Genomic DNA, 26,850 nt, shown 5'->3' on the forward strand with positions numbered 1-26,850 from the left:
TCTCTTGTTTTGGCAAAACGGGAATATCCCTATTCCCGTCGTACCCGTTACCGGCCTCAGCTGCTGGAGAGTTTCATCAGCACCAGGCCGGCGACGATCAATACCGCTGCGCCAATCCGCATCGGGCTGACCTGCTCGCCCAGGAATACGATGCCGACCACGAAGGCACCGACCGCGCCGATGCCGGTCCAGATCGTATAGGCGGTGCCCAGCGGCAGGCTGCGCATGGCGACGGCCAGCAGCCAGAAGCTGGCGATCATGCCGATGATGGTGATGATGCTGGGGGTGAGTTTGGTGAAGCCTTCAGACTGCTTCATCGACACGGCCCAGACGATTTCCAGCAGGCCGGCAAACAACAGATAGATCCAGGCCATGACAGCCCTCCGATGGTAGGGCCAGGCCGTCCTGGTCATTGAATCCCGATGTGGGGGAGGTCGTTCCTCCTGCGGCCGGATTCTAGCAACGGCGGCAGCCCCGGGCCGATGCCGCGACCAACGGGTTACATCGGATTCAGCGCGTGAAGCTGGCGTCAGCACCCATCCCTGCGCTAGAATGCGCGTCTGCCATCGGTCAACTGATGCGCAGTCCGGCTGTGGTCTCCGGCGCTCGATGCGCTGCTTCCCCTGATCCGTGAATCGGCCGCCTCCGGGCGGCCAACGTCTCTATGGTGGCCCCGTCGGCCCCTCGCGACGCTAGGTCGAAAACTCCGCCAGGGCCGGAAGGCAGCAACGGTATCGATCGACGCGGGCGCCGAGGTCAGCCGGCGGGGCCACCGCCTTTTCAGGCGATACCCCGCCCCTGATGGATGCCAACCCTGGTTGCCGCCCTTCGCGGCATGGCCCGGCGCTACCGTGCCTCGGGCGTGCCCTGATGGAACGCCATCCGCCAGCCTGTTGCATGCAGACGCCACAGCGAGCTGCGCAGCACCCAGCGCTGTGGTTGGCCATCGACGTGATAGCGACTGCGGTAACGCGCCTGGGCCAGGCCCGCTGCCAGCATCCACACGGCGTACTGGTCCGACTCGATCAGCACCTGCGCACGCTCCAGCGGGATCTCTTCCAGCGCCTCACGGCCGTAGCACTGGCCGGAGCTGCCGATCTCGCTGAAATCCTCATCCAGCAATGCCGCCAGACGCTGATGATCTGCGCGCACCTGCGGGGAGTGCAGTGCGCGTTCCAGCCCCTCCAGCTCGGCAGCCAGCGCCGGCGTTGCGGCGCGGCCAGCACTGCTCACGGCGGATCCTGCGACAGAACGTGCGGGGCGGTCGGCGGGGCCAGCACAACGCACTGGCCCGGCTGTGCCACCCGGTGCCCACGCGCGGACAGGGCCTGGCCATCGGCCACGCTGGCGTAGTGGTACAGCATCATCCGTGCCTGCAGCTCGGCGCTGTACTCGCGCTCCAGGTCATCCACGCCGGTGTGCGAAGGATTGCCATGCAACCCGCAATCGTGGGCGATCAGCTCATTGTCATTGGCAAAGCGCGCCAGCATTTCCGGAATCGGCCGGGTATCGCCGCTCCAGGTCAGCGCGCCCTGCAGCCGCAGGCCATAGGCCGTCTCCGGCCAGTGGTGGCGCACCGGGAACACCTCCAGGCGCACGCCCTCATGCCAGAACGCATCGCCCACCACGATCAGCTGGAAGGCATCCCAGAAGTTGGCGCCGCCCTCGGCCAGCACGTTCGGGTAATCGCCGATGCGCTTGTGCAGCAGCGGCACCACCGTGGCCGGCACGTACAGGCGCACCTTGCCGCGCCGCTGCGCGCTGAAGAAGGTGTCCACGAACAACCGCTCGAAACCCGCCACGTGGTCCAGGTGTACATGGGTGACGAACAGCGCCTGCGGCATATGCCCGTAGTGCGCCTTGAAGGCAGTCAGGCCTTCACCACCACAGTCGATGGTCAGCCAGGGCCGGCCATCACGCTCGATCACCGACATCGGCGAACCCAGCTCGACCGCCGACGCATTGCCGACGCCGAGGAAACGCAACGACCAGTCCATCAGGTGCCCCGGTTCCAGGCCATGTCATAGGCGCGACGCAGGCGCGCGTAGTCTTTTTCCACGTCTTCCACACTGCGCTCGCCGCGCAGTTTGATCAGCGAACGCAGCAGGCGCTTGAGATTGCGCTCGCGCCAGGCGGTGGCCGGAATGCGGATCACCCCGCGATCGAAGTCGATCAGCCAGCCATGGCCGTTGCCGTCGAACAGGATGTTGTGCGCATTGAGATCGGCATGGTCCAGCCCGGCACGGTGGAAGCGCGCGATCATCCGCCCGGTTTCCTCCCACGGCGCACCGCGCCCGGCCACCAGCGCGCGGTCGGCCAGCGAGCGCACCCCTTCGATCCGTTCCATCAGGATCGCGGCGCGGTAGCGCAGGCCTTCACGCATGTAGAAGGCGGCAATCGGCCTGGGCACCGGCAGTTTCTTCTCGCGCAGCGCGCGCATCAGCCGGAATTCGGCAAAACTGCGGGTCCGGTCCGCCCCCCGCCAGATGTACTGGTCGTGGCTGATCCGGGCCGCCAGCCCTCCGCGCAGGTAGTGCCGCAGCACGCTGGGACCGAACGGCGCATCCACGAACCAGGCACTGCCGCGGCCACCCTCACCCACCGGCCGGGCCTTGCCGGCCCAGTGCTGTGGCGAGAACAGACCGATGTCGGCTTGCCGCAGCCGCTCGCGGTCGAACAGAATGGCCCCGATGCCGCGACCCTCGCGGCATGGCGTCAGCGCTTCATTGGCGTCGAATGCGACCATTCCTTTGAGTCTAACAACACATGGCATCAGCGTCCTCCTCCTTGTGTCTTCTGCGCCTGTCCGCTCTGGGCGATGTGACCCACGTAGTGCCGCTGGTGCGCACCCTGCAGGCCGCGCGCCCGGATACGCCGATCCACTGGATCATCGACAAGGTCGGGCAGAAGCTGCTTGATGGCCTGCCGGGCGTCACCTTCCACGCCTACGACAAGAAGACCGGCATGGCCGGGGTGAAGGAACTGCGCAAGCAGCTGCCGCCCGGGCGTTTCGAGGCGCTGCTGCAGATGCAGGTGGCGTTCCGCGCCAACGTGCTGTCCGCCTTCATTCCCGCCGAGCGCCGCATCGGTTATGACCGCAGCCGCTCCAAGGACCTGCACGGCCTCTTCATCAACGAGCGCATCGCTGATCGCCCGGGCATCCATGTGCTCGATGCCATCGGCAGCTTCTGCGAGCCGCTGGGCCTGCGCCAGACCGATGTCAGCTGGGACCTGGCCGTGCCGCAGGCGGCCTATGACTGGGCCGCCGCGCAATGGCAGGACGATGGCCGCCCGGTGCTGATGATCTCGCCCTGCTCCAGCCACGTGCGCCGCAACTGGTACGCCGACCGCTATGCCGAGGTCGCCAACCATGCCGTCACGCGCGGCTGGCGGATCGTGCTGTGCGGTGGTCGCAGCGAACTGGAGCGCAGCATGGCCGACGCCATCCTGGCCCAGCTGGATGTTCCGGCGCTGGACCTGGTCGGCAAGGACACGCTCAAGCAGTTGCCGGCATTGCTGGCCCGCGCCAACCTGGTGATGACGCCGGACTCGGGCCCGATGCATATCGCCAATGCGATGGGCACCAAAGTGCTGGGCCTGCATGCGGCCAGCAACCCGAACCGCAGCGGCCCGTACTCGGACCGCCGCTACTGCGCGGACCGCTACGACGACGCAGCGCGCAAGTACCTGGGCAAGCAGGCAGCCGACCTCAAGTGGGGCACCAAGATCGAATTCGACGACGTGATGGAACTGATCACCGTCGAGGACGGCATTGCCGCGTTCGAGCGCTACGTGGCCGACCACCTGGGGTGAGCGACGGGCCAAGCGGCTGAGCGGTGTCGGGTATGTGCGGCCCCTGGTCCGCACCGTCCCGCAGCCCGGTGGCACCATCCACGCATGGCGTGGATCCATTGCATCGGGCTGCCCGGGATTACGCGCGCTGCGTGTAGTCCTGGTAGGACTTCTCTTCCACATAGGCCGAGCCCAGCGCCAGGTTGATCGCCTTCTTGATCCGCGCGCGCTCATCGTTGCGCAGGTACACGCTGCGCGCCAGGTCGATGAACCCTTGATCGAAGGCCTGCGCCTTGTCCTTCAGGCGGATGTCGTCCTCGATCTCCCACAGCTGCTCGTTGACCGCCTTCAGCTCGGCGCGCAGCTTGGCGATGTCTTTCACGGCCGCCGGGTGCGCCATCCACGTGGTTTCCAGCGCGGACAGCTCCTTGCGTACGTTGGCCAGCTTGCCTTCGTCACTGATGCGCTCGGACTTGATCTGCAGGATCGAGATCTTGTCCAACAGCTCGCCGAATGAAACGGGGACGAGGATTTCAGCGGTCATCGAGAGAGCTCCAGCAGGTGATGGGATACATGGTAACCCGCCGCATGCGAACGGCATCCACGCATGGCGTGGATCTACTGGAGCATCCGCGGGGAGAGGCCGGCAAAGGGAGGGGCCCGAACGTTGCATCGCAACGCTTGGGGCGAAGCGCGCAGCATCGTCGCATCCCAGCGCCAGATGATCCCACTTGCCCACCGCATCCGTTGATGCAGATCCACCTGGAGGAACAAGCCCCTCTGTTGAGGGGCTGCCCCGACAGGGGCGGGGAGAGGCCGGCAAAGGGAGGGGCCCATTCGTTGCGCAGCAACGTATGGGGCGAAGCGCGCAAAGCGCGCATCGCGTCCCCAGCCAGATTAGAAAAGAAGGGCTGCCTTTCGGCAGCCCTTCTTTTCTAATCTGGCGGAGAGGGGGGGATTGCGGGGTGCATCCATGCACCCCGCCCTTGCGCGCTGCGCGCTCCAGGGCCAGCCTGCGGCTGTCCGGTTCTGCTCCTGCAGAACCGTCGAACCCCGTCGGGGCTTCTCCTCCCCCCGCAGGGTCGGCGCAGATCGTTGCTGCATGCGCGTGCACTGCTCGAACGCGGGCCATGAAAAAAGCCGCCCCATGGGACGGCTTTTTTCTTTATCTGGCGGAGAGGGGGGGATTCGAACCCCCGAGGCGCTATAAACGCCTGCCTGATTTCGAGTCAGGTACATTCAACCGCTCTGCCACCTCTCCAGATGTTCCCCGGCGAACCGGGGACGCGCATCATACGAGGAAGCGCGGCTGACGACAAGTCATTGTGCCCAATGAAGTGAAATTTTCCTGACTGCATGGCTTGCCGGATGTCCGCTTGGCCGTGATGATGCCGTTCTCCCCGGCATTACCCCGCTCCCAGCACCCACCATGATCGAATTCGGACATCTCACCCACCCCGGCCTGCGCCGCGAGCTCAACGAGGACACCTATTACGGTGACGGCGAGCTGGCCCTGTGGCTGGTGGCCGACGGCATGGGCGGGCACGCCTGCGGCGAGGTGGCCAGCGCACTGGCGCGCGAGACCATCGTCCGCGAGATCCGCCGTGGCGCGCCGTTGGCGCAGGCGATCCGCACGGCCGACGAAGAGATCATCCGCGCCTCGCGCCGGCGCAACGACAGCCTGCCGATGGGCACCACCGTGGTCGCTGCACGGGTGCAGGGCAACCGCTACGAAGTGGCCTGGGTTGGTGACAGCCGCGCCTACCTGTGGCGCGACGGCCAGCTTGCCCAGCTCAGCCAGGATCACAGCGTGGTGCAGGAACTGGTCGCGCAGGGCAACCTGACCGCCGAGCAGGCGCGCGCCCACCCCCACCGCAACGTGGTCACCCAGGCACTGGGCGTCACCGACCCGGCACACCTGAACGTGGCGACCACCAGCGGCGAGCTGCGACCGGGCATGCAGTTGCTGCTGTGCAGTGATGGCCTGACCGAGGAAGTGGATGACCGCGGCATCGCCCGCACCCTCGCCTTCGACGATGCCAGCGCGCAGGAATGCGTGGACAGCCTGGTCGCCACCGCCCTCGACGGCGGCGGCTCGGACAACATCACCGTGATCCTTGTGCGCTGCCACTGAAGCCGGCTGCAGAGAAGCCCCCTGAGTCAGGGGGCGGCCGCGAAGCGGCGGGGGTATGGATGCTGGTGAGACGGGGCCCACGATTTGCAGCGCAAATTGTGGGGCGGCAGCGCGATTGCGCTGGCGCGTCATCGGACAACATCACCGTGATCCTGGTGCGCTGCCACTGAGCAACGGCATCCACGCATGGCGTGGATCTACCGTAGAGCCACGCCATGCGTGGCTGCATTTCATCCGTATCACCACGCCATGCGTGGCTGCCGCGGTCGCTTACGCGCTCGCAGCTTCTTCCACCTTCGGGCCGTCCCACAATGCGTGGCCGGCCTTCTTGCGCAGCCGCTCCAGGCGCGCCGCATGCGCTTCCTGTTCCGACGGCGTGGCCACCACGCGCGGGCGCGGCAGCAGCTTGGATGCATCGAACGCCTGCAACGCCGCAGCGCCACCGGCATCATCATCGCCCAGCCCGAAGCCGATTTCCTCCTGGCCCGAGGTCAGTGCGATGTACACATCGCCGAGGATCTGCGCATCCAGCAGACCGCCATGCAGGGCGCGGTGCGAGTTGTCCACGCCCAGCCGCTTGCACAGCGCATCGAGCGAGTTGCGTTGGCCCGGGAAACGCTCGCGCGCCAGCGCCAGGGTATCGATCACCGTGCAGCGATCGGTGATCTTGCCGTACTGCTCGCCGAGCAGGGACAACTCATTGTCGAGGAAGCCCAGATCGAACGCGGCGTTGTGGATGATCAGCTCGGCGCCATCGATGAAGGCCAGGAACTCCTCCACGACCTGCGCGAACTCCGGCTTGTCGGCCAGGAACTCCAGGGTCAGGCCGGTGACTTCCTGCGCGCCCTGTTCGAATTCGCAGTCGGGCTTCAGGTACTGGTGATAGGTGTTGCCGGTCGGGCGGCGCTTGAACAACTCGACGCAGCCAATTTCGACGACGCGGTTGCCCTTCTTCCACTCCAGGCCGGTGGTTTCGGTATCAAGGATGATCTGACGCATGGGCTCAGTTTACCGGGCTGCCGTCGCGGATCTGGATCGCGGCGTTGCGGGCCAGGGTATCCACGCGCTCATTGTCCGGATCGCCAGAGTGGCCTTTCACCCAGCGCCAGTCGATCTGGTGCCGCAGCGTGGCGGCCTGCAGGCGCTCCCACAGTTCACGGTTCTTCACCGGGTCACCGCCGGCGGTCTTCCAGTTCTTGCGGATCCATCCCGGCAGCCACTGGGTCAGGCCCTGCCGTACGTACTGCGAATCGGTGTAGAGAACGATCTCGCAGGGCTCGGTCAGCGACTCCAGGCCGGAAATGGCCGCCATCAGCTCCATCCGATTGTTGGTGGTATGCGCTTCACCACCGCTCAGTTCGCGCTCGTGCCCCTTGTAGCGCAGCAGCGCCGCCCAGCCGCCGGGGCCGGGATTGCCGAGGCAGGAACCGTCGGTGTGGATTTCGATGGTTTTCAATACAACTCCAGATCAGGTAGCAACGGTGCCGTGCCAGCGCACGGGCAACGGGGTCGGCCCAGGCAGGGCCAGCGTGCGTTTTTCGGCGTGGAACAGGCAGGCCGCGCGCAGGGGGGCCCAGCCGCTGCGACGGCGGCTGCCGGCACCCTGCCACATCGGCCCCAGGTAACGCACGTCCTCGCATTCCAACCCATGGCGCTCGAGCAGCTGGCGGATCCGCTGCGGCGTGCGCACCACCAGCCCGTGCTGGCGCCAGCGCGTGCGGAACGGGCTGAACGGATTGAGGCTGGTCAGCCACAGATGGCCGCCAGGCATCAACACGCGCTCGCATTCGTCCAGCAGATGGTCGGCATCACCGACGGTCACATGCTGCAGCACGATGGCGTTGACGCTCTCGTTGGGCAGCGGCAACGGCAGCGCGCAGCGGGTATCGCCAGCGTAGCCATTGCCCTGCCGGTGCAGGCGCAGGCCACGCCCGCCCAGCTGCGCATCCGCCAGCCAAGCGGCGCTGGGGGCGATCCACAACCAGGGCCGGGTCGGCAGCAGCGACAGTTGTGGCAGCAGCAGTTGCCGTTCGAGCACGCGCAAGGCCTCCGCCGGTTCGCTGTCGAACCACGGGGCCTGGCTCGCTTGACGGGTGCTCTGCAGCGCGGGCATGGTCCAATTCTATGCGACTGACTGCCCTGCCCGCATTTGCGGACAATTACATCTGGATGCTGATCGCCGACGACGGTGCTGCCGTGGTCGTCGATCCCGGCGACGCTGCGCCGGTACTGGCGCTGGCCGACCAAGGCGTGCGCGTGGACACCATCCTGCTCACCCATCACCACGACGACCATATCGACGGGGTACCGGCGCTGCAGGCACGTTTCCCCGGCGTGCGCGTGGTTGCACCGGTCGAAGAACGCATCCCGATGGCCACCGAGCGGGTCGGCGAAGGTGAACGTGTTCAGGCACTGGGCCGGATGTTCCACGTACTATCCGTCCCCGGGCACACCCGCAGCCACATCGCGTTTCACACCGCTGAACAGCTTTTCAGCGGAGATTCGTTGTTCAGCCTGGGCTGTGGACGCCTGTTCGAAGGTACGCCGTCCCAGCTGCTGGCATCGATGCGCAAGCTGGGTGCCCTGCCCGCGCAACTGCTGCTGTGTTGCGCTCACGAGTACACCGTGTCAAATGCCGTCTTCGCGCGGCATGTCGACCCCGCCAACGCTGCCTTGTTGCAGCGCCAAGAGGAGGCTTTGGCCATGCGCCGCGATGACCGTTCCACCCTGCCAGTATCCCTGGCCGATGAAATTGCCTGTAATCCGTTCCTGCGTACCCACACGGCGCCCATCCGCGCGGCCGTGTCGGCGCACCTGGGGCGCGAGGTCGTGGATGACGTCGACGTCATGGCCGGTCTCCGGCACTGGAAAGACGGCTTCCGCGCATGAGTCGCCGAAGTCTGCCGCTGGCCCTGGGTTTAGTCCTGGGGTTGGCCGGAACTGCCGGCGCACAATCGCTGGGCGCCGGCATCAGCCAGAACCTGACCGCCGCCTCGGCCCTGCCGCTGGATCCGTCGACGCTGCCGGCTGCATCGGTACGCAACGGCCAGGAGATCTTCTCCAGCTTCCGCGACGGCCTGGCCGAACCGACCTGTGACGCCGAGGCCACCAGCCCGCGCTGGCAGAAGCAGTTCGCCCACGCCCCTTCGCGGCTGGCCAATCAGGATGATGACGCGCTGGTGCTGTTCGGCTATGTGGTCGAAGAGCTGCGCAAAGCCAACCTGCCGACCGAATTCGCCCTGATTCCCTTCGTCGAAAGCGGCTACCGGCCCAATGCCCGCAACGGCAGCGGCCCGACCGGCCTGTGGCAGTTCATCGCCACCACCGCACGCAACCATCGCGTGCCGATGAGCAACAACTACGACGGCCGGCTGTCGGCAGTGGAGTCCACCCAGGCCGCCGTGCGCTACCTGAAGACCCTGCATGGCATGTTCGGCGGTGACTGGCGTCTGGCCACCATGGCCTACAACGCCGGCGAGTACCGCGTGCTGCAGTCCATGCGCAAGGCCGGCATGAATGCGCAGAACGCCAAGCCGGCCGGCCTGCCCGGGCTGTCGCCGGTCACCCATGCCTACGTCGAGAAGCTGCATGCCCTGGCCTGCGTGCTGGAAGACGTGGAAGACCAGCCGGGCGTGATGGCCTCGCTGGACCGCACTGTCCCGGTGCTGAAGGACCACACCCTGCCGGCAGGCACCAGCGTCCAGCAGTGGGCCGCCCAGCGTGCCCTGGACCCGGCGAAGATCGCCCGCTTGAATCCGGCACTGGCTGCCGGCAACCGCCCGGCGGGCACCGCACGCGTACTGGCCCCGGTTTCGGCGTCCAACGCGGACGTTGCCGACATCGCCAGCACGGCCGTGGCCACCGCACTGGCCAGCACCGCCAGCGCTGCGCCGAGCCCGCAGGTGGCCAAGGTAGTCGCGTCGGCTGCTGATCGCCCGCGCAACCGCCGCCACACCGTGCGCAACGGCGAATCGGCATGGACCATCGCCCGCCGCTACGGCATGCCGGTGAAGGCGCTGTTGTCGCTGAATGGCTTGAGCGGCAGCAGCGTGCTGAAGCCAGGCGCGGTACTGCGCGTCGAAGACTGAGGGACAGGCCAAGCGCCTCCCCGTGTAGAGCCGAGCCTGTGCTCGGCTTTTTCTTGCCTGCGACCTGTCGGGGTTCATGACAAGCCGAGCATAGGCTCGGCTCTACAGTTCAATCTCCAGCAGCGCTCTCGCACAAAAAAGGCCCGGCAATGCCGGGCCTTTTCGTTCCTGCTCGTCAGAGGCTTACAGGTTCGCTTCGGTGGTCTGCACCAGGAAGCGCTTGCGCATGGCGTCGATGTAAGCCTTGGCAGCAGCCATGCCGTCGATCTGGCTCAGCTGGTCCTTCAGCTGCTTCTGCTGCTCGGCGGTCACTTCCTTGATGTCACCCGGGTTGACCTTGTTCACTGCAAAGACCAGTGCATGACCGTTGACGTCGACCTTGCCGTAGCTCGGCTTGCCTTCGGCAGGCAGCGGCGCACTGAAGATCGCGCGGTTGATCTCCGGGGTCGGCACCGGCTGGCTGCGCGGCAGGCCCGGCATCGGGCTCAGCTGCAGCTTCTCGCTGGCGGCCAGCGACTGCAGGGTCGCGCCCGCCTTCAGCTTGGCCAGCAGGGCATCCGCGGCCTTGTCACCGGCCTGGCGCTGGCGGTCGGCACGGATCGCGGCGATCACCTGCTCACGCGCCTTGTCCAGCGGCAGCGCCTGCTCCGGGGTGTGCGAGGCAACACGGATCACCACGCTGTGGTTGCTGCTGCCACCCAGGGCGATCGGATCGCTGGCGGTACCGTCCTGCACCAGGACGTCTGAGAAGGCGGCACGCAGCACGGCCGGATCAGCGGCAATGCCGGTGGCGGTCGTGCGCGTGATCGGGCCCAGCGTCTGCATCGACAGGCCGACCGCCTTGGCGGCTGCAGCCAGGTCGCTCGGACTCTTGTTGATGGCGTCGACCAGGCGGCCGGCCAGATCGTTGAAGCCGCGCTCGCCATCAGCCTTCAGCTGCTCGGCAGCCAAGGTGTCACGCACGTCTTCGAACGACTTGCCCTCGCCACCACGAACCGCAGCGACCTTGATGATGTGGAAGCCGAAGTCGGTCTTGACCGGGCCGATCACTTCACCGGCCTTGGCGGCAAACAGTGCGTCTTCAAACGGCTTGACCATCGCGCCGCGTTCCACCCAACCCAGGTCACCGCCCTGCGCCTTGGAACCGGGATCTTCCGAGTTCGCCTTGGCCAGCGCGGCAAAGTCGGCACCTGCCGCCTTTGCTTCGACAGCCAACTTGGCGGCCTTGGCTTCAGCACCGTCGCCGGTGATCAGGATATGCGCCGCCTGGCGCTGTTCCGGCGTGGTGAACTTGGCCTTCTCGTCTTCATAGCGCTTGCGCAGGGTCGCCTCGTCGGCCGCGGTCGGCGCCGGCAGGTTCGCACCATTGAGCTCGACATATTCCAGCGACACCGATTCGGCCTGGCGGAAATCCTTGCCATGGCTGTCGTACCACTGCTTGATCTGCGCGTCGGTCACCGGCGCGGTATCAACCGGAACTTCCGGCAGCGCGGCCAGTTCCACATCGCGGGTTTCGCCCAGCAGCTTCAACAGACGCTCGGTCTCGGCCTGGGTGACAAAGCCGGAGTTCTGCAGGCCCGACGGGATCACCGACTGCTGCAGGCTCTCACGCACCAGTTCCTGGAACTGGGTCGGCGTGCGCGGCGGATTGCCACCGGCCAGGGCCAGACGGTAATTGCTCTCGCTGAACTTGCCATCGGCGCCCAGGAAGCCCGGAATGGCGGTGATGTATTCGCGCACAGCGCCGTCGCCAATAACGACACCGGCCTGCTCACCGACCAGACGCACGACCTGCTCGTCGATCAACTGGTCAAGCACGGCCAGCTTGTTCTCGGTGCTTTCGAACGCGCGCGGGTCGAAGTTCTCGCCCTGCTGCTGGCGTTCGCGCATGCGTTCCTGCTCGAAACGGGTGCGGAAGTCCTGCGCACTGATCTCATGGTGCTGCCACATCATGCGCACCGGCCACCAGGACGGTGCCGAGCGCCACCAGGTCGGCGGTGCCGAAACCTTGGCGACGTTCTGTGCGCCGACGCCACCGAGGTAGCTGTTGTCGATGACGAACAGGAACGGAATCATCAGCAGCCCCAGGATCACGGTAACGATCCAGCCTGAGGTCTTGTCGCGGAGTTTCTGCAGCATGGTGAGGAATCACAAGGCTTGATTGGCGAGCCCGGCAGTGTAACCCGCTTCGCGGCGTGGACCAAAAGCAGTGCCGGCGGGGTCTGGCGCCCCCCTGCCCCGGCGATCGACACGATCGCGCCCATCAAAAGATGAAAACGACACAAAGAAAAAGCCCCCGACTTGCGTCGAGGGCTCTTAGAGTTGGCGGAGCGGACGGGACTCGAACCCGCGACCTCCGGCGTGACAGGCCAGCATTCTAACCAGCTGAACTACCGCTCCGCGCTTGAAACTTTGCAGGCGCTCAGTATATCCGAAGACTTCCTGAAAACCTACCCCGCTGAACACTTTTTTCAAAGTTTTTTCACGAGGATTTAAGAGTTTTGCAATGGCGGAGCGGACGGGACTCGAACCCGCGACCTCCGGCGTGACAGGCCAGCATTCTAACCAGCTGAACTACCGCTCCGTATTGCAGACCTCTTTGTTTTCTCTGCAACCGGGTGGTTGGAGAGAAAACAAGGCCCCCAGCTTTTCGGCCGGGGGCCTCGTTGAAAATGGCGGAGCGGACGGGACTCGAACCCGCGACCTCCGGCGTGACAGGCCAGCATTCTAACCAGCTGAACTACCGCTCCACATTTCAAACTTACCGCGGTGCTGTGGTGGGTGCTGAGGGTTTCGAACCCCCGACCCTCTCCGTGTAAAGGAGACGCTCTACCGCTGAGCTAAGCACCCCAGCGAGCCGCTTAGTTTACAGCATCCTTCAGGGCCTTACCAGCCTTGAACGACGGATTCTTCGAAGCAGCGATCTTGATGGTGTCGCCGGTCTTCGGGTTGCGGCCGGTGCGGGCAGCACGGTCGCGGACCTGGAAGGTACCGAAGCCAACCAGGGTGACCGCATCGCCGTCCTTCAGCGCCTTGGTGACGGCAGCAACGACGGCATCGACAGCGCGGCTGGACTCGGCCTTGGTCAGGTCTGCAGCTTCAGCAACGGCATCGATCAATTCGGTCTTGTTCATTCTTTACAACTCCTTTGGCGGTGGGTTCCGCGTATTCGACAGGGAAGCAACCGCACGACGTCTGCATGCGGTTGCCATGTGGAAACGGTTCGCCGAATTCAGTGAGCGCTGACTGCGATCACTCATTCGCGAGTGCTGCTTTTATACCAGCGGCCCTACCCCCACGCAAGCTGGAAAGCCAGCAACGACGCGGGTTTCAAGCATTTCGACAGGACGCATCAATGCTTGACGCGGGCGTTTCCACTCGGTTTGGCCTTGCTGCGCACCGTGACGCGCTGCGCACTCTTGCGCGTCTTCTTCGGCGCCAGCGGACGTTCCAGCGCCAGATCAAGCACTTCCTCGATGTACTTCACCGGCACGATCTCCAGATCGCGGGTGACGTTGGCCGGAATGTCGGCAAGATCCTTGCGGTTCTCATCGGGGATGATCACCGTGCGGATTCCGCCGCGCAGTGCCGCCAGCAACTTCTCCTTCAGGCCGCCGATCGCGGTGACGCGACCACGCAGGGTGATTTCGCCGGTCATCGCCACATCGGCGCGCACGGCCACCTTGGTCAGCATCGACACCAGCGAGGTGACCATTGCCGCACCGGCACTGGGGCCGTCCTTCGGCGTCGCACCATCGGGTACGTGCAGATGCACGTCGTGCTTCTGCAGGAACTCCGGATCGATACCGAAGCCGACCGCACGCGAACGCACCACCGACAACGCCGCCGACGCCGATTCCTTCATCACGTTGCCGAGCTGGCCGGTCAGGATCAGCTGGCCCTTGCCCGGTACCAGCGTCGATTCGATCTGCAGCAGATCGCCACCGACTTCGGTCCACGCCAGGCCCGTGACCAGGCCGATCTCGTTCTCTTCTTCGGCACGGCCGAAGTCGAAGCGACGCACGCCCAGGTACTTGTCCAGGTTCTTGCTCGACACGCTCACCAGCGCCTTGGACTTGCGCGCGCCCTTCTTCGCCTTCGCCACCGGCTGCGGCCCACCCAGCGCGATCTCCTTCACCACCTTGCGGCAGATCTTGGCGATCTCGCGTTCCAGGTTGCGCACGCCGGATTCGCGCGTGTAGTAGCGCACGATGTCCTGGATCGCATCGCTGCCGATCTCCAGCTCTTCCGGCTTCAGGCCATTGGCCTTGATCTGCTTGGGAGCCAGGTAACGGGTGGCGATGTTGAGCTTCTCATCCTCGGTGTAACCGGGGATGCGGATCACTTCCATGCGGTCCAGCAGCGGGCCCGGGATGTTGAGCGAGTTGGAGGTCGCCACGAACATCACTTCGGACAGGTCCAGGTCCACTTCCAGGTAGTGGTCGTTGAACGCGTTGTTCTGCTCGGGGTCGAGCACTTCCAGCAGCGCCGAAGACGGATCGCCGCGGAAGTCCATCGACATCTTGTCGATCTCGTCCAGCACGAACAGCGGGTTCTTGCTGCCGACCTTGTTGAGGTTCTGCACGATGCGGCCCGGCATCGAACCGACATAGGTACGACGGTGGCCACGGATCTCGGCTTCGTCGCGCACGCCGCCCAGCGACATGCGCACGAACTTGCGGTTGGTGGCCTTGGCGATGGACTGGCCCAGCGAGGTCTTGCCCACGCCCGGCGGCCCGACCAGGCACAGGATCGGGCCCTTCATCTGCTTCACCCGCGACTGCACCGCCAGGTATTCAAGGATGCGTTCCTTGACCTTCTCCAGGCCGTAGTGATCGGCATCGAGGGTGTCCTGCGCGGCCTTCAGGTCCTTGCGCACCTTGCTGCGCTTCTTCCACGGCACGCCCAGCAGCCACTCCAGGTAATTGCGCACGACCGCCGCTTCGGCGGACATCGGCGACATCTGCTTGAGCTTGTTGAGCTCGTTGCGCGCCTTGGTTTCCACCGGCTTGGGCATGCCCGCTTCGGCGATCTTGCGGGCCAGCTCTTCCAGTTCGCCCGGCGCGTCGTCGAGGTCACCCAGTTCCTTCTGGATGGCCTTCATCTGTTCGTTGAGGTAGTACTCGCGCTGGCTCTTTTCCATCTGCGACTTCACGCGGCCGCGGATGCGCTTTTCCATCTGCTGCACGTCGATCTCGCCATCGACCAGACCGACCAGCATCTCCAGGCGTTCGCCCACGGCCAGCGTTTCCAGCAGGCGCTGCTTGTCCGACAAGCGCACGCTGATGTGCGCGGCGATGGTGTCGGCCAGGCGCGTCGGCTCATCGATGCCGGCCAGGGTCTGCAGCAGCTCCGGCGGCAGCTTGCGGTTGGTCTTGACGTACTGCTCGAACAGCGACATCAGCGAGCGGGCGATGGCCTCGATCTCGCGCGGCTCGCGTGCGTCGGTGGCCTCGATTTCGACGGCCTGGCCGTGCAGCGAGCCATCACGTTCGCTGACGCTGGTCACCTGCACGCGCGACAGGCCTTCGACCAGCACCTTGATGGTGCCGTCGGGCAGCTTCAGCAGCTGCAGCACCTGCGCCAGGGTGCCGACCTGGTAGAGGTCAGCGGCCTGCGGGTCATCGGTTTCGGCCGACTTCTGCGCCAGCAGCAGGATGCGCTTGTCCGCTTCCATTGCCTGTTCCAGCGCATGCATGGACTTGTCGCGGCCGACGAACAGCGGGATGACCATGTGCGGGAATACCACTACGTCGCGCAGCGGCAGGACCGGCAGGTCGAGGGTCTCACTTGGGGAACGGGCCATGGGGGCTCCAGGGAAGGGGAAAACCGTCTCCGGAAGGGCATCTTCCGGAGACAAAAAAAGCCGATGGCCCCGTTATGGGGCCATCGGCTTTCAGATGCAAGACGTTCCGAGAAAATTCTTTCTATTCAACAAGTTGAAAGAATCATTCGGCGCCAGCGGCCTTCTGTTCAGGGGCCGGTGGGGTCTGGTAGATCAGGTACGGCTCGGACTTGTGCTCGATCACCGATTCATCCACGACAACCTTGCTGACGTTTTCCTGCGACGGCAGGTCGTACATGGTGTCCAGCAGGACCGATTCGACGATGGTACGCAGGCCACGAGCGCCGGTCTTGCGCTTGAGCGCCTTCTTGGCGATGGCCGACAACGCGTCCGGACGGAACTCCAGTTCCACGTTTTCCATCTCGAACAGCTTCTTGAACTGCTTGGTGATGGCGTTTTTCGGCTCGGTCAGGATGCGGATCAGAGCCGGCTCGTCCAGCTCCTCCAGGGTCGCGACCACCGGCAGGCGGCCCACGAACTCGGGAATCAGGCCGAACTTGATCAGGTCTTCCGGCTCGACTTCGGCCAGCACCTTGCCCACTTCCTGCTTGCGCTCGCTGCTCTTCACCTTGGCGCCGAAACCGATGCCGCCGGCGTCGTTGGAACGCTGCTGGATCACCTTGTCCAGGCCAGCGAACGCGCCGCCGCAGATGAACAAGATGTTCTTGGTGTCCACCTGCAGGAATTCCTGCTGCGGATGCTTGCGCCCACCCTGCGGCGGAACGCTGGCCACGGTGCCTTCGATCAGCTTCAACAGGGCCTGCTGCACGCCTTCGCCGGACACATCGCGGGTGATCGACGGGTTCTCGCTCTTGCGCGAGATCTTGTCGATTTCATCGATGTAGACGATGCCCTGCTGTGCCTTCTCGACGTCGTAGTCGCACTTCTGCAGCAGCTTCTGGATGATGTTCTCCACGTCTTCGCCCACGTAACCGGCTTCGGTCAGCGTGGTGGCGTCGGCCATGGTGAACGGCACGTTGAGCAGGCGGGCCAGGGTCTCGGCCAGCAGGGTCTTGCCCGAACCGGTCGGACCGACCAGCAGGATGTTCGACTTCGCCAGCTCGACTTCGTCGTTCTTCTGGCGGCTCTCGATGCGCTTGTAGTGGTTGTACACGGCCACGGCCAACGTCCGCTTCGCGCGGTTCTGGCCGATCACGTACTGGTCGAGCACCTCGAGGATCTCGCGCGGCTTGGGCAGCGAACTGCGTGCCGACTGCGCTTTTTCCTCAAGCTCCTCACGGATGATGTCGTTGCACAGCTCCACGCACTCATCGCAGATGAACACGCTCGGACCGGCAATCAGCTTGCGCACTTCATGCTGGCTCTTGCCGCAGAAAGAGCAGTAGAGGATCTTGCCGGTGTCCGTGGAACGACCTTGGCGGTCTTCGCTCATGCTTCGCTTACCCAGTTACGCCACCCGCTGAACGGGGGTTCGATTCGAGAATAACACAGGGCCGGAAGGACATCAGTCCACCCGACCCTGCAGGAACGGGGCCTGCCATGGCCCCGTGAGTGCCGGTCAGCCGGCCTGGATCGACTCTTCCGGACGACGCTCCAGGACCTGGTCGACCAGGCCGTAGGCGACCGCGTCGACCGCGCTCTTGAAGTTGTCGCGCTCGGTATCGCGCGCGATGGTCTCCAGCGACTGGCCGGTGTGCTTGGCCAGCACTTCGTTCAGGCGCGCACGCAGGGTCAGGATCTCGCGAGCGTGGATGTCGATGTCGGTGGCCTGGCCCTGGAAGCCACCCAGCGGCTGGTGGATCATCACCCGCGAGTTCGGCAGCGCATAGCGCTTGCCCGCGGCACCGGAAGCCAGCAGCAGCGCGCCCATCGAGGCGGCCTGGCCGACGCAGATGGTGCTCACGTCCGGCTTGATGTACTGCATGGTGTCGTAGATCGCCATGCCGGCGGTGACCACGCCACCCGGCGAGTTGATGTAGATGCTGATGTCCTTTTCCGGGTTTTCCGCTTCCAGGAACAACAGCTGCGCCACCACCACGTTGGCCATGTGATCGTCGATCGGGCCAACCAGGAAGATCAGGCGCTCCTTCAACAGGCGCGAATAGATGTCGTAGGCACGCTCGCCGCGGCTGGTCTGCTCGACCACCATGGGAACCATGTTCAGGGCTTTGGTTCGGTTGTCCATTTCGTGAGGTACCTATCTTGGGGGGAAACAACCCCGCGCCAGGGCTGGCGCGGGGTATCCGGCAATCGGCCAGGGATTACTGGCGGATCGCGTCCTGGAACGACAGCTTTTCTTCAGTGTGCTGGGCGCGCTCGGCGATCCAGTCGATCACCTGCTCTTCCATCACGCGATTCTGCAGGCCAGACATCAGCTGGGGGTCGTTGCGGTACATCTCAATGACCTGCTCCGGCTCTTCGTAGGTCGAAGCGATCAGACGCATCGTTTCATTCAGACGCTTCGGCTCCAGGCGCAGGTCGTTGCTGCGGGCCACTTCGCCGACCACCAGGCCGACCAGCACGCGCTTGGCAGCAGCGTCCTTGAAGCCTTCGTGGGCGTCGGCCGGGATCTCGCCCGGGTTGCGGCCGCTGCGGCGGATCTGCTCGACCTGCTGGGCCAGCATGGCGCGGGCTTCGTTCTCGACCAGGCGCGGCGGCATTTCCACCGAAGCGTAGGCCGCGATCAGCTGCTCGCCGACTTCACGACGCAGGCGATTCATCAATGCGCCCTTCAGCTCGCGCTCGAGGTTGGCACGGATGTCGCTGCGGAACTGCTCGACGTCGCCGCCCTTCACGCCGAAGCTCTTGATGAAGGCTTCATCGACCGCCGGCACGACCGGCTCGGAGATGTCGGTGACCTTGACGGTGACCTGCACGGTCTTGCCCGCCAGCGCCGGCACGCGCCAGTCAGCCGGGAACTCGACGTCCAGGGTCTTCTCTTCGTCCTTGGTCATGCCGACCAGGCCCTGCTCGATGGTCTCGAACATCATGCCCTGACCGAGCACGATGCTGCCCTTCTCGGTGCCTTCCGCAGGCAGGCGCTCGTCACCGGCCTGCGACCAGGTTTCCAGTGCGACCAGGTCGCCGTCCTGCGCGGCACGGGTGACCGGCGACCAGCTGCGACGCTGGGTCTGCAGGTTCTCGATCATCTGGTCGATGTCGGCATCGGTGATCTCGGCGGTGTGGCGCACCACGGTCAGCTTGCTGACGTCGATGTCACCGAAGTCCGGCACCACTTCGACGGTGGCCACGAAGGAGAACTCGCCCTCGTCACCCTTGTCGATGCGCGGGCTGCCGACGATGCGCAGGTCGTGCTCGCGCACGGCGGCGTCGAAGGTCTCGCGCAGCAGGCCGTCCAGCGCCTCGCCACGGACCTGCGCGCCGAAGCGCTGCTCGATCACCTTGGCCGGCACTTTGCCCGGACGGAAACCCTTGATGCGGGTGGTGCGGGCGATTTCGCCCAGGCGGCCGTTGATGTGGCTCTGCAGACGGTCTTCCGGCAGCGAGAAGCTCAGGCGGCGTTCCAGGTTGCCGATGGTTTCGATCGAAGCTTGCATGTTGACTCCTGCCACCGGTGGCGCCCTGGCCCCCGGCTCGATGATGGATGAAACGGTTGTAAGGACACGACGTCGATGACGCGCCTGCTTGCCGCAGCCCTTTAGTTTCGCCCAATTCGGGCGGCGCCGCCAGCATGGCGGGGCGCAGGGGTTGACGCGGAATGCCCGACTGGGCGGGGGACGGGCCGGCCTGGTGCGAAAGGGGGGACTCGAACCCCCACGCCTTGCGGCACTGGAACCTAAATCCAGGGCGTCTACCAATTCCGCCACTTTCGCGTGGCCGGCTCAGGTGTTCATTGTTGCAGGCGGGGGCGGAAAGCGGAAGGCTTCCACAAAACTGAATACGCCATTTGATGGAGAAAGCGGCCCGGGCGGCGGGTGCCGAGCCGGGCCACCGGATCAATGCGCGGGCTGCACCTGCCCCGACGCCGCACCGTCGCTGCCCACCGCAGCATCGCGCTGGCGGGCCTCAAGCGTCGCGCCGTCTTCAGAGTGCTTCATTTCAGCCGCATCCGCAGACACCCCCTCCTCCGCCGCCTGGGCCGGACGCATCGCCATCGCGGCGTCGACCGGTTTCGCGGGAACATGCTCGACATCCGCAGCACGCTCCACCGTCTGCGCGTGATCCGGTGCGGCCCCGGCAGTGGCGGCGTCGTCCGCCCTGCAGCCCGACAGGGCGATCACCGCCACGCTGGACAGCATCAGACCCACAGCTCTGTTAATGGCCATCAAAGCACTCCTCATGCATGCGCCTTCGGCGCGGAACACCTATTGGGAGCGATGCCGACGGCAACCGGTGAGAAGCAGCTCACAGCATTGAACATGCTGATGACGTATTTGACGCTGATTTCAGCCGTGCTTCAGTAGATCCACGCCATGCGTGGATGAATCCACCAATGCGCGCGGCATCCACCCATGACGCGGATCCACAGACGCTGCCGAAAGCAAGAAAAAAGCCACTTGGCGGACCAAGTGGCTTTCGTCTGGTGGGCTGTCAAGGATTCGAACCTTGGACCTATTGATTAAGAGTCAACTGCTCTACCAACTGAGCTAACAGCCCGAAATCGGGGGCGAATTATGACCCGATCCGCGGGGGCGTTGCAAGCACTTTCTTCAACTTCGTTGAAACAAGCACTGCAACCGGCGATCCATCGCGAAGGGTTACATCTGAAGAAAAAAGCCACCGGGTGGACCCGATGGCTTCTGTCTTGGTGGGCTGTCAAGGATTCGAACCTTGGACCTATTGATTAAGAGTCAACTGCTCTACCAACTGAGCTAACAGCCCTTGAAACTCAGGCGCACATTGTAGCGTGCACTCTGTTTATTGCAATACCGTTTCGGCGCTGCCGATGCGGTTGAATCAGTGGGGTGGCTGAGGGGATTCGAACCCCCGACCACCGGAATCACAATCCGGTACTCTAACCAACTGAGCTACAGCCACCACTGAAACTTTCGCTTCACCGTCGATGCTGCCGACGTTGACGCTTGATACGTTGCCCGAGGACTGTCACCGAAGTTCAGGTCCGCCGAAGCGAGTCCGACATTCTGGTGGAGTCGACAGGCTTTTGCAAGCACTTCTTCACATCCGCCAGCTACGTTCCGGTGTCGCACCAACCAATGGCGCGCCCGACAGGAATCGAACCTGTAACCGCCGGCTTAGAAGGCCGGTGCTCTATCCAGTTGAGCTACGGGCGCCCGAACCGGAACGGCGTCCAATCCGACGTGACGTGGATTGGTCGGGGTAGAGGGATTCGAACCCCCGACATCCTGCTCCCAAAGCAGGCGCGCTACCAGACTGCGCTATACCCCGGTGTTGCAATCCCCTCGGGCGTGGACCCGGGGAGCTGACCATTGTGGCCAAGCGTCGTGCGAACTGTCAACGCGCAATCCCCGCCCTGCCCGGCCATGACCGCAGATTGCGCAGCCATCGGCTATGCTCGCAGCCATCGGCCGGATGGCCGAATCGCCCCCTTTTTCGCACGGAGACCTCGCATGCGCAGCGGCAACCCGGCTCTTTCCGAGTCGACCTTCCTCGATCTGGCCAGTGGCTCGGTGGTAACCAGCCCCGGCCAGGTAATGACCCTCAATGGCACCGTCAACAAGACCGGCTTCCTGCTGCTGCTGACCGTGCTGACGGCAGCGTTCGCCTGGAACCAGACCGTGGACGACTACGGCCAGGTGATGGCCGGCGCCAAGCTGTACGCCATGGGCGGCGCGATCGGCGGCCTGGTGCTGGCCCTGATCACCGTCTTCAAGAAGGAGTGGTCGCCGGTCACCGCGCCGCTGTATGCGCTGGTGGAGGGCCTGTTCCTGGGCGCCATCTCGGCCGTGTTCAACATGAAGTTCCCCGGCATCGTGTTCCAGGCGGTGCTGCTGACCTTCGGCACCTTGTTCGCACTGCTGTTCGCCTACCGCAGCGGCCTGATCAAGGCCACCGAAAACTTCAAGCTCGGCGTGGTCGCCGCCACCGGCGGCATCGCCCTGCTGTACCTGGCGTCGTTCGTGCTTGGCTTCTTCAACATCAACGTGCCGGTGATCCATGACGCCAGCTGGCTGGGCATCGCCTTCAGTCTGTTCGTGGTGGTCGTTGCCGCGCTGAACCTGGTGCTGGATTTCGACTTCATCGAAACCGGCGTGGCCCAGCGCGCGCCGAAGTACATGGAATGGTATGGCGCATTCGGCCTGATGGTGACCCTGGTCTGGCTGTATGTGGAGTTCCTGCGCCTGCTGTCGAAGATCCAGCAGCGCTGATCCAATCCATGCCGTAAACGACAAGGCCGCAGTCCGTCGGGATCGCGGCCTTTTTTGTAGCGTCGAGCGCGCTCGACTTCCGCGGAACCACACCCATGGCAGATACCTCCCCTCCCCGCTTCCACAGCTATCGCCCGGCCGACGGCCATCGCCTGCCGCACGATCCGTTCAACGCCATCATCGGCCCGCGCCCCATCGGCTGGATCTCCAGTCGTGATGCCGACAGCAATGTGAACCTGGCGCCCTACAGCTTCTTCAACGCCTTCAACTACACGCCGCCGATCATTGGTTTCAGCAGCCAGGGGCGCAAGGACTCGCTGCGCAACATCGAAGCCACCGGCGAGTTCGTCTGGAACCTCGCCACATTCGATCTGGCCCAGGCAATGAACGAAAGCTGCCGCGCAGTCGCGCCCGAAGTGGACGAGTTCGCATTGGCGGGGCTGACACCCCTGGCCTCGGAGCAGGTTGCACCGCCGCGCGTGGCGCAGAGCCCGGTCAGCATGGAGTGCCGCTGCACGCAGATCGTACGCCTGCGCGACGCGGCCGGTAACGACACCAATGGCTGGCTGGTACTGGGAGAAGTGGTCGCCGTGCATATCGATACGCGGCTGCTCGTCGACGGCATCTACGACACTGCCGCGAGCGACACCATCCTGCGTGGCGGCGGACCGGCCGACTATTTCCGGATCACCGCCGAGCAACGTTTCCGCATGCAGCGGCCCGCCTGAGCCCTCATCCCGCCGCCCCACGGGACAGCAGCAACGGCAACGACGAGGCCAGCATGGCAACGCCGGAAGCCGTCAACAGCCCCAGCACGATCTGCCGGAAACGCGCTTCACTGATGCCGACATACAGCTTCGCCCCCAGCAGCGTTGGCACCAGCATTGCCGGCGCGACGATGGCGAAGTACGGCAGCATCTGCCGGGTCACCATGCCGGTACCGACATAGGTGGCCATGGTCACCGCCAGCATCGCCAGGTTGAAGTTCTGGATGACCGCGCGCTGCTCGTCCTTGCCGAAGCCACGCAGCGTGCTCCACAGCGTCGGCACCGGTCCGGCGAAGCCGCCGATGCCACTGAGCACACCGCCGGCCATGCCGGCCAGCGCGTCGCCAAACCTGCCGCCAACGGTGACCGGTGGCAACGAACGCGCCATCAGCATCACCGGGCACCACAGCGCCAGGAATCCTCCCAGCAGCGCCTTGAACCAGACCATGTCCAGCTGCGGCAGCACCAGCACGCCCAGCGGAATGCCCGCCAACCCGCCGAGCACGAACGGCAGCAGCAGGCGCAGGTTGAAGCCTCGGCGCACGGTGAACACCGCCAGCAACTGGCCGACCAGCGCGCCGAACACCGACAGCGTCGCCGCAAGCCGGGGATCCAGCCCCCACGCCCAGAACGACATCGCGACCATGCCGAACGCGAAACCCGACAGGCCCTGCACGAACCCCGCGACGATCGCACCCAGCGCGACCAGCAGATACACCGACTCCATCCCCACTCCTCACCGCTGCCGCGCGACTACCCTGCCGCACCCGACGCTGCAGCGTAATGCGCGGCCAGGTGATCGACCAGCGCACGCACCTTCGGCGCCAGTGCACGCGCATGCGGATACAGCGCGAAATAGCAGCGCGTGCCACCGTGCCAGCTGGGCAGCACGCGGATCAACCGACCGGCGCGCAGGTCTTCCTGCACCGTGAGCGCGGTGAACAGACTGATGCCCATGCCGGCCAGCACAGCCGCATACAGTGCCGGTGTGGCGTCCACGCGCAGTCGTTGACCGGCTTCCACGTTGACGATGGCAGCGCGCGGCCCGTGCAGCTGCCACGGCGTCATCGCCGCAACCGGGTTGAATGCCAACAGCGTGTGGTTCTGCAGATCGGCCACCTCTCGAGGCAGTCCGTGCCGGGCGAGGTAGGCCGGTGCCGCAACCAGGATGCGCGGGCATCGCGCCAGTTCACGGGCGACCAGTTGGCTGTCAGGCAAGGACGGTGCGATGCGCAGGGCGAGATCAAAGCCACCGCCGACCACATCGACCAGCTGATCGTCGGCCGACAGTTCCAGTGCCACCTGCGGATAGCGCGCCAGGAAGCCAGGCAACCAATGCGGCAACTCCTGGCTGGCGACCACCTGCGGCACGCTGACCCGCACACGCCCGCTGGGCTGGGCCTGGCCGGCCCGCGCGCGGTCATCGGCGGCCTCCAGCCGGTCAAGCAGCGCCACCGCCTCGCGGTAGTAGTCGCGCCCGGCCTCGGTCAGCGACAACCGCCGGCTGTTGCGATCCAGCAGCCGCACCTGCAGGTGCTCTTCAAGTTGACGCAACTGCCGCGACATCGCCGAATGGGTGGTATCCAGCCGCTCGGCGGCAGCAGTGAAACTGCCTGCATCGACGATCGCGCGCAAGGCTCGCAGGGCGGCGAAATGATCCATCGGGAGGTGACTCCAGTCGGCGGGGCCCGCTGGCTGCGGACCCCGCCAGCTTATCAAGCGTCGTCGCCGGCCTTGCGCACCGGCAGGGCCAGGATCGCCGAGGTGGTCATGACATCGCCAAAGGCATCCTCGATCTGTGCCAGCGACGCTTCATGCAATGCGCGATGGCCGATGCTCCCGCCATTGGCCAGATCCAGATCACGGCTGGCAGAGGCATCGGAGGCGACGATCACCCGATAGCCGCGCGGCGCTGCAGCGGCATCGCGTGCAGCACCGGCAACGCAGGCATGGGTCTGCAGGCCGGTGACGATCAGGGTGTCGATACCGGCATCCTTCAGCGCCTTGTCCAATACCGCTGCCGAGGCACCGGCGAACACGCTGACGTTGTCCTTCTGCACCACGGTCTCGCCCTTGCGCGGCTGCATGTCACGGTGGAAGGCGGCGTTGACGCTGCCCTCTGCGAACAGCGGCGCGCCGGCCGGCAACACGTGCTGCACATGGATCACGCGGATGCCGTTGGCATCGGCAAAGTCGACCACGCGGCGCGTCTGCCGCAGGGCCGCCACGCCATCGGGAATGACCATGCGACCACCGGCGAAACCAACGGCGGCGCTGGCATCGAAATACTCGTTCTGGAAATCGATCACCAGCACGGCCGTCTTCGCTGCGTCGAGCGAGGTGGCAGCCGGGGCGCCGGCCATATGGCGGATGGTGGGATGGGACGACTCGGCGGCGGCCGCCGGGGTGGCGGCGGCCATGCCGATCAGGCTGGCCAGGCCGAAAGCAGCGAGGTTCATGGTCAAGCTCCTGTGCGAGGGAAAGTCGGCACAGGATGCGGAGCATTGAACGCACGAACCAGCCACATCGGAGCACATGATCTGTGCGAAATGTGCACAGATAGATTTCTGTGGAAGCGGTGAAACGCAACGGGGCGCCCGAAGGCGCCCCGCTGTGGGATCCGACCGGGGGTCGAGCCGCTGCTTACAGGCGGCTGGCGATCGCCTTGGCGAAGCCCATCGTGTTGCCGGTGCCGCCGAGGTCGCCGGTCAGCGAATCCTTGGCTTCCAGCGTGGCCACGATGGCCTTGCGCAGGCGCTCGGCATTTTCCGGCTGGCCGACATGGTCCAGCATCTGTGCCGCTGCCAGCAGCAGCGCGCACGGATTGGCCTTGCCCTGGCCGGCGATGTCCGGCGCGGTGCCGTGCACGGCTTCGAAGATCGCCGCGTCCTTGCCGATGTTGGCGCCCGGAGCCAGGCCCAGGCCACCGACCAGACCAGCGCACAGGTCGGAAATGATGTCGCCGAACAGGTTGGTGGTGACGATGATGTCGAACTGTTCCGGACGCATCACCAGCTGCATGCAGGCGTTGTCGACGATCATTTCCTGGAACTCGATGTCCGGGTACTGCGCGGCGACTTCACGGGCCACGGCCAGGAACAGGCCCGAGGTCGACTTGATGATGTTGGCCTTGTGCACGGCGGTGACCTTCTTGCGGCCGGTGCTCTTGGCCAGCTCGAAGGCGTAACGCACGATACGCTCGGAGCCCTTGCGGGTGATGCGGGTGCCGGAGAAGGCGGTCTCGCCGTCGGCCGACACTTCCTGGCCTTCGGCCAGGTACGCACCTTCGGTGTTCTCACGAACGGTGATCAGGTCGACGTTCTCGAAACGCGACTTGGTGTTCGGGAAGGTGTGGGCCGGACGCACGTTGGCGTACAGGTCGAAGTGGCGGCGCAGGCTGACGTTGATCGAGGTGAAGCCGCCACCGACCGGCGTGGTCAGCGGGCTCTTCAGCGCGACCTTGTTGCGCGCGATCGATTCCAGGGTCACCGCCGGCATCAGATCGCCGTGCTTTTCCAGGGCCACCAGGCCGGCGTCGGCGTCCTCGTACTCCAGGCCAGTCTTGAGCTGGTCGAGTACGAACAGGGTGGCGTCCATGATTTCCGGGCCAATGCCGTCGCCGCGGATGACCGTAATTTTCTGCGTCATTGATCGATGTTCCGAACAGGGGGAAAAACGCCGTCCGGACGTGCCCGGAAACGCCGGCGCAAAGGAAGTTTCACCCGCAATTATGCCTGAGCCGGGGCCGAGGTCCCAAATAGACCATGGTCCCAGTCCCGGCTCAGGCAGAATTGCCCGCGCATTCCACCTCTACCCCCGCCTGTCGGCGCGCCCCTTCAACAAGAAGGGGCTGCTGGGCTGTTGGATCGCGGGGAAGGCCCCGATGTACGTCATCGGTAGCGCCGGGCCATGCCCGGCGGCCTTTCGTTCAGGTGCCCGCCGGGCATGGCCCGGC

At 65.1% G+C, this 26,850-nt stretch carries 25 protein-coding genes, 11 tRNA genes and 1 other RNA gene; 7 read left to right on the plus strand and 30 right to left on the minus strand.

The annotated features are described in order from the left end of the window. Positions 1-56 precede the first annotated feature (56 nt). The gene (sugE, locus tag ACFX4F_RS04925) at positions 57-374 is read right to left on the minus strand and encodes a quaternary ammonium compound efflux SMR transporter SugE (protein ID WP_099819189.1); all 318 of its coding nucleotides are present in this window, start codon (positions 372-374) and stop codon (positions 57-59) included. Between the two features lie 299 nt (positions 375-673). On the opposite strand from sugE, the gene ffs reads away from it, so the two are divergent. Then, an RNA gene (gene ffs / locus ACFX4F_RS04930) (signal recognition particle sRNA small type) lies at positions 674-770 on the plus strand. A gap of 76 nt (positions 771-846) precedes the next feature. Here ffs and ACFX4F_RS04935 read toward each other — a convergent pair. The 3 genes from ACFX4F_RS04935 to ACFX4F_RS04945 are packed head-to-tail and all read right to left on the minus strand — an operon-like array spanning position 847 to position 2,746. Beyond that, a complete protein-coding gene (locus ACFX4F_RS04935; protein ID WP_380652837.1) occupies positions 847-1,233 on the minus strand; it encodes a DUF4440 domain-containing protein in 387 nt (128 codons plus the stop codon). Further along, a complete protein-coding gene (locus ACFX4F_RS04940) occupies positions 1,230-1,997 on the minus strand; it encodes an MBL fold metallo-hydrolase (RefSeq protein WP_380652840.1) in 768 nt (255 codons plus the stop codon). Before ACFX4F_RS04940 ends, ACFX4F_RS04935 begins: the two co-directional genes overlap by 4 nt. Next, positions 1,997-2,746 carry a 3-deoxy-D-manno-octulosonic acid kinase gene (locus tag ACFX4F_RS04945; protein WP_089239126.1) on the minus strand — a complete coding sequence of 250 codons (750 nt, stop codon included), beginning with the start codon at positions 2,744-2,746 and terminating at the stop codon, positions 1,997-1,999. The genes ACFX4F_RS04940 and ACFX4F_RS04945 overlap by 1 nt, the downstream gene beginning before the upstream one ends. A 20-nt stretch (positions 2,747-2,766) precedes the next feature. Between ACFX4F_RS04945 and ACFX4F_RS04950 the strand changes: the two genes are divergently transcribed. After that, positions 2,767-3,813, plus strand: a complete 1,047-nt coding sequence (locus ACFX4F_RS04950; RefSeq protein ID WP_099819185.1) for a glycosyltransferase family 9 protein — start codon at positions 2,767-2,769, stop codon at positions 3,811-3,813. Between the two features lie 118 nt (positions 3,814-3,931). Here ACFX4F_RS04950 and ACFX4F_RS04955 read toward each other — a convergent pair whose 3' ends face one another. Together ACFX4F_RS04955 and ACFX4F_RS04960 are read right to left on the minus strand one after the other, a co-directional pair. Then, on the minus strand, positions 3,932-4,336 hold the full coding sequence (locus ACFX4F_RS04955; RefSeq protein WP_032977378.1) for a DUF6165 family protein: 405 nt from the start codon (positions 4,334-4,336) through the stop codon (positions 3,932-3,934). Positions 4,337-4,962: 626 nt separating this feature from the next. Beyond that, positions 4,963-5,053 (minus strand) — tRNA-Ser (locus ACFX4F_RS04960). Between the two features lie 168 nt (positions 5,054-5,221). On the opposite strand from ACFX4F_RS04960, the gene ACFX4F_RS04965 reads away from it, so the two are divergent. Then, positions 5,222-5,926, plus strand: coding sequence for a PP2C family serine/threonine-protein phosphatase (locus ACFX4F_RS04965; protein ID WP_099819184.1), 705 nt, complete (start codon positions 5,222-5,224; stop codon positions 5,924-5,926). A 270-nt stretch (positions 5,927-6,196) separates the two neighbouring features. On the opposite strand, the gene dnaQ is transcribed toward ACFX4F_RS04965, so the two are convergent. From dnaQ to ACFX4F_RS04980, 3 genes are read right to left on the minus strand one after another with little or no spacing between them, the layout of a single operon-like run. Further along, complete coding sequence (gene dnaQ / locus ACFX4F_RS04970) at positions 6,197-6,925, minus strand: DNA polymerase III subunit epsilon (protein WP_025878156.1); 729 nt, start codon at positions 6,923-6,925, stop codon at positions 6,197-6,199. A gap of 4 nt (positions 6,926-6,929) precedes the next feature. Further along, positions 6,930-7,382, minus strand: a complete 453-nt coding sequence (gene rnhA / locus ACFX4F_RS04975) for a ribonuclease HI (RefSeq protein ID WP_025878155.1) — start codon at positions 7,380-7,382, stop codon at positions 6,930-6,932. Between the two features lie 12 nt (positions 7,383-7,394). After that, entirely contained in the window at positions 7,395-8,039 is a 645-nt protein-coding gene (locus tag ACFX4F_RS04980; protein ID WP_380652846.1) for a hypothetical protein, read from the minus strand. 11 nt (positions 8,040-8,050) lie between these two features. Between ACFX4F_RS04980 and gloB the strand changes: the two genes are divergently transcribed. Then, positions 8,051-8,815, plus strand: coding sequence for a hydroxyacylglutathione hydrolase (gene gloB / locus ACFX4F_RS04985; protein ID WP_380652849.1), 765 nt, complete (start codon positions 8,051-8,053; stop codon positions 8,813-8,815). Further along, positions 8,812-10,014 carry a transglycosylase SLT domain-containing protein gene (locus ACFX4F_RS04990; protein WP_380652852.1) on the plus strand — a complete coding sequence of 401 codons (1,203 nt, stop codon included), beginning with the start codon at positions 8,812-8,814 and terminating at the stop codon, positions 10,012-10,014. Before gloB ends, ACFX4F_RS04990 begins: the two co-directional genes overlap by 4 nt. A 183-nt stretch (positions 10,015-10,197) precedes the next feature. On the opposite strand, the gene ACFX4F_RS04995 is transcribed toward ACFX4F_RS04990, so the two are convergent. The 17 genes from ACFX4F_RS04995 to ACFX4F_RS05075 form a co-directional block, all read right to left on the minus strand. Beyond that, a complete protein-coding gene (locus ACFX4F_RS04995; RefSeq protein ID WP_380652855.1) occupies positions 10,198-12,153 on the minus strand; it encodes a peptidyl-prolyl cis-trans isomerase in 1,956 nt (651 codons plus the stop codon). A gap of 184 nt (positions 12,154-12,337) precedes the next feature. Beyond that, positions 12,338-12,414: transfer RNA gene (locus tag ACFX4F_RS05000), tRNA-Asp, on the minus strand. A gap of 107 nt (positions 12,415-12,521) precedes the next feature. Further along, a tRNA-Asp gene (locus tag ACFX4F_RS05005) sits at positions 12,522-12,598 on the minus strand. An 89-nt stretch (positions 12,599-12,687) separates the two neighbouring features. Next, positions 12,688-12,764: transfer RNA gene (locus tag ACFX4F_RS05010), tRNA-Asp, on the minus strand. 25 nt (positions 12,765-12,789) lie between these two features. Further along, positions 12,790-12,864: transfer RNA gene (locus tag ACFX4F_RS05015), tRNA-Val, on the minus strand. 11 nt (positions 12,865-12,875) lie between these two features. Further along, positions 12,876-13,148 (minus strand): HU family DNA-binding protein, encoded by a 273-nt coding sequence (locus tag ACFX4F_RS05020; protein ID WP_004146343.1) that lies wholly within the window; start codon positions 13,146-13,148, stop codon positions 12,876-12,878. Between the two features lie 218 nt (positions 13,149-13,366). Continuing rightward, positions 13,367-15,820, minus strand: a complete 2,454-nt coding sequence (gene lon, locus ACFX4F_RS05025; protein ID WP_099819178.1) for an endopeptidase La — start codon at positions 15,818-15,820, stop codon at positions 13,367-13,369. Between the two features lie 142 nt (positions 15,821-15,962). Further along, positions 15,963-17,252: an ATP-dependent Clp protease ATP-binding subunit ClpX gene (gene clpX, locus ACFX4F_RS05030; RefSeq protein WP_099819177.1), complete on the minus strand. Its 1,290-nt coding sequence runs from the start codon at positions 17,250-17,252 to the stop codon at positions 15,963-15,965. Between the two features lie 126 nt (positions 17,253-17,378). After that, positions 17,379-18,005 (minus strand): ATP-dependent Clp endopeptidase proteolytic subunit ClpP, encoded by a 627-nt coding sequence (clpP, locus tag ACFX4F_RS05035; protein WP_025878142.1) that lies wholly within the window; start codon positions 18,003-18,005, stop codon positions 17,379-17,381. 76 nt (positions 18,006-18,081) lie between these two features. Beyond that, on the minus strand, positions 18,082-19,377 hold the full coding sequence (gene tig, locus ACFX4F_RS05040) for a trigger factor (RefSeq protein ID WP_100551677.1): 1,296 nt from the start codon (positions 19,375-19,377) through the stop codon (positions 18,082-18,084). A 191-nt stretch (positions 19,378-19,568) separates the two neighbouring features. Further along, positions 19,569-19,653: transfer RNA gene (locus tag ACFX4F_RS05045), tRNA-Leu, on the minus strand. Between the two features lie 123 nt (positions 19,654-19,776). After that, complete coding sequence (locus tag ACFX4F_RS05050; protein WP_380652861.1) at positions 19,777-20,106, minus strand: hypothetical protein; 330 nt, start codon at positions 20,104-20,106, stop codon at positions 19,777-19,779. Positions 20,107-20,361: 255 nt separating this feature from the next. After that, a tRNA-Lys gene (locus tag ACFX4F_RS05055) sits at positions 20,362-20,437 on the minus strand. 149 nt (positions 20,438-20,586) lie between these two features. Then, positions 20,587-20,662 (minus strand) — tRNA-Lys (locus ACFX4F_RS05060). 79 nt (positions 20,663-20,741) lie between these two features. Continuing rightward, positions 20,742-20,818 (minus strand) — tRNA-His (locus ACFX4F_RS05065). Between the two features lie 177 nt (positions 20,819-20,995). Continuing rightward, positions 20,996-21,072, minus strand: a tRNA-Arg gene (locus ACFX4F_RS05070). A gap of 38 nt (positions 21,073-21,110) precedes the next feature. Further along, positions 21,111-21,187: transfer RNA gene (locus ACFX4F_RS05075), tRNA-Pro, on the minus strand. 182 nt (positions 21,188-21,369) lie between these two features. Between ACFX4F_RS05075 and ACFX4F_RS05080 the strand changes: the two genes are divergently transcribed. Both ACFX4F_RS05080 and ACFX4F_RS05085 read left to right on the plus strand, forming a co-directional pair. Continuing rightward, positions 21,370-22,128 (plus strand): Bax inhibitor-1/YccA family protein, encoded by a 759-nt coding sequence (locus ACFX4F_RS05080; protein WP_176021619.1) that lies wholly within the window; start codon positions 21,370-21,372, stop codon positions 22,126-22,128. Between the two features lie 95 nt (positions 22,129-22,223). Then, entirely contained in the window at positions 22,224-22,856 is a 633-nt protein-coding gene (locus ACFX4F_RS05085) for a flavin reductase family protein (RefSeq protein ID WP_380652865.1), read from the plus strand. Between the two features lie 4 nt (positions 22,857-22,860). Here ACFX4F_RS05085 and ACFX4F_RS05090 read toward each other — a convergent pair whose 3' ends face one another. From ACFX4F_RS05090 to ACFX4F_RS05105, 4 genes are all read right to left on the minus strand, one after another. Then, positions 22,861-23,622 (minus strand): sulfite exporter TauE/SafE family protein, encoded by a 762-nt coding sequence (locus ACFX4F_RS05090; RefSeq protein ID WP_180163726.1) that lies wholly within the window; start codon positions 23,620-23,622, stop codon positions 22,861-22,863. A 26-nt stretch (positions 23,623-23,648) separates the two neighbouring features. Beyond that, positions 23,649-24,557, minus strand: a complete 909-nt coding sequence (locus ACFX4F_RS05095) for a LysR family transcriptional regulator (RefSeq protein WP_380652869.1) — start codon at positions 24,555-24,557, stop codon at positions 23,649-23,651. A 53-nt stretch (positions 24,558-24,610) separates the two neighbouring features. Beyond that, positions 24,611-25,354, minus strand: coding sequence for a cysteine hydrolase family protein (locus tag ACFX4F_RS05100; RefSeq protein WP_380652872.1), 744 nt, complete (start codon positions 25,352-25,354; stop codon positions 24,611-24,613). Between the two features lie 184 nt (positions 25,355-25,538). Continuing rightward, positions 25,539-26,543: an isocitrate dehydrogenase gene (locus tag ACFX4F_RS05105; RefSeq protein WP_099819170.1), complete on the minus strand. Its 1,005-nt coding sequence runs from the start codon at positions 26,541-26,543 to the stop codon at positions 25,539-25,541. Positions 26,544-26,850 lie beyond the last annotated feature (307 nt).

Source organism: Stenotrophomonas sp. YIM B13575 (genome assembly GCF_042787595.1).
GTDB classification, from domain to species: Bacteria; Pseudomonadota; Gammaproteobacteria; order Xanthomonadales; family Xanthomonadaceae; genus Stenotrophomonas; species Stenotrophomonas lactitubi_B.

Bases quoted from the DNA above. Each gene is read 5' to 3' on its own strand.
- sugE (WP_099819189.1), bottom strand. From the start codon at position 374: ATGGCCTGGATCTATCTGTTGTTTGCCGGCCTGCTGGAAATCGTCTGG.
- ACFX4F_RS04940 (WP_380652840.1), bottom strand. From the start codon at position 1,997: ATGGACTGGTCGTTGCGTTTCCTCGGCGTCGGCAATGCGTCGGCGGTC.
- ACFX4F_RS04945 (WP_089239126.1), bottom strand. From the start codon at position 2,746: ATGGTCGCATTCGACGCCAATGAAGCGCTGACGCCATGCCGCGAGGGT.
- ACFX4F_RS04950 (WP_099819185.1), top strand. From the start codon at position 2,767: ATGGCATCAGCGTCCTCCTCCTTGTGTCTTCTGCGCCTGTCCGCTCTG.
- ACFX4F_RS04955 (WP_032977378.1), bottom strand. From the start codon at position 4,336: ATGACCGCTGAAATCCTCGTCCCCGTTTCATTCGGCGAGCTGTTGGAC.
- ACFX4F_RS04965 (WP_099819184.1), top strand. From the start codon at position 5,222: ATGATCGAATTCGGACATCTCACCCACCCCGGCCTGCGCCGCGAGCTC.
- dnaQ (WP_025878156.1), bottom strand. From the start codon at position 6,925: ATGCGTCAGATCATCCTTGATACCGAAACCACCGGCCTGGAGTGGAAG.
- ACFX4F_RS04980 (WP_380652846.1), bottom strand. From the start codon at position 8,039: ATGCCCGCGCTGCAGAGCACCCGTCAAGCGAGCCAGGCCCCGTGGTTC.
- gloB (WP_380652849.1), top strand. From the start codon at position 8,051: ATGCGACTGACTGCCCTGCCCGCATTTGCGGACAATTACATCTGGATG.
- ACFX4F_RS04990 (WP_380652852.1), top strand. From the start codon at position 8,812: ATGAGTCGCCGAAGTCTGCCGCTGGCCCTGGGTTTAGTCCTGGGGTTG.
- ACFX4F_RS04995 (WP_380652855.1), bottom strand. From the start codon at position 12,153: ATGCTGCAGAAACTCCGCGACAAGACCTCAGGCTGGATCGTTACCGTG.
- ACFX4F_RS05020 (WP_004146343.1), bottom strand. From the start codon at position 13,148: ATGAACAAGACCGAATTGATCGATGCCGTTGCTGAAGCTGCAGACCTG.
- lon (WP_099819178.1), bottom strand. From the start codon at position 15,820: ATGGCCCGTTCCCCAAGTGAGACCCTCGACCTGCCGGTCCTGCCGCTG.
- clpX (WP_099819177.1), bottom strand. From the start codon at position 17,252: ATGAGCGAAGACCGCCAAGGTCGTTCCACGGACACCGGCAAGATCCTC.
- clpP (WP_025878142.1), bottom strand. From the start codon at position 18,005: ATGGACAACCGAACCAAAGCCCTGAACATGGTTCCCATGGTGGTCGAG.
- tig (WP_100551677.1), bottom strand. From the start codon at position 19,377: ATGCAAGCTTCGATCGAAACCATCGGCAACCTGGAACGCCGCCTGAGC.
- ACFX4F_RS05050 (WP_380652861.1), bottom strand. From the start codon at position 20,106: ATGGCCATTAACAGAGCTGTGGGTCTGATGCTGTCCAGCGTGGCGGTG.
- ACFX4F_RS05080 (WP_176021619.1), top strand. From the start codon at position 21,370: ATGCGCAGCGGCAACCCGGCTCTTTCCGAGTCGACCTTCCTCGATCTG.
- ACFX4F_RS05085 (WP_380652865.1), top strand. From the start codon at position 22,224: ATGGCAGATACCTCCCCTCCCCGCTTCCACAGCTATCGCCCGGCCGAC.
- ACFX4F_RS05090 (WP_180163726.1), bottom strand. From the start codon at position 23,622: ATGGAGTCGGTGTATCTGCTGGTCGCGCTGGGTGCGATCGTCGCGGGG.
- ACFX4F_RS05095 (WP_380652869.1), bottom strand. From the start codon at position 24,557: ATGGATCATTTCGCCGCCCTGCGAGCCTTGCGCGCGATCGTCGATGCA.
- ACFX4F_RS05100 (WP_380652872.1), bottom strand. From the start codon at position 25,354: ATGAACCTCGCTGCTTTCGGCCTGGCCAGCCTGATCGGCATGGCCGCC.
- ACFX4F_RS05105 (WP_099819170.1), bottom strand. From the start codon at position 26,543: ATGACGCAGAAAATTACGGTCATCCGCGGCGACGGCATTGGCCCGGAA.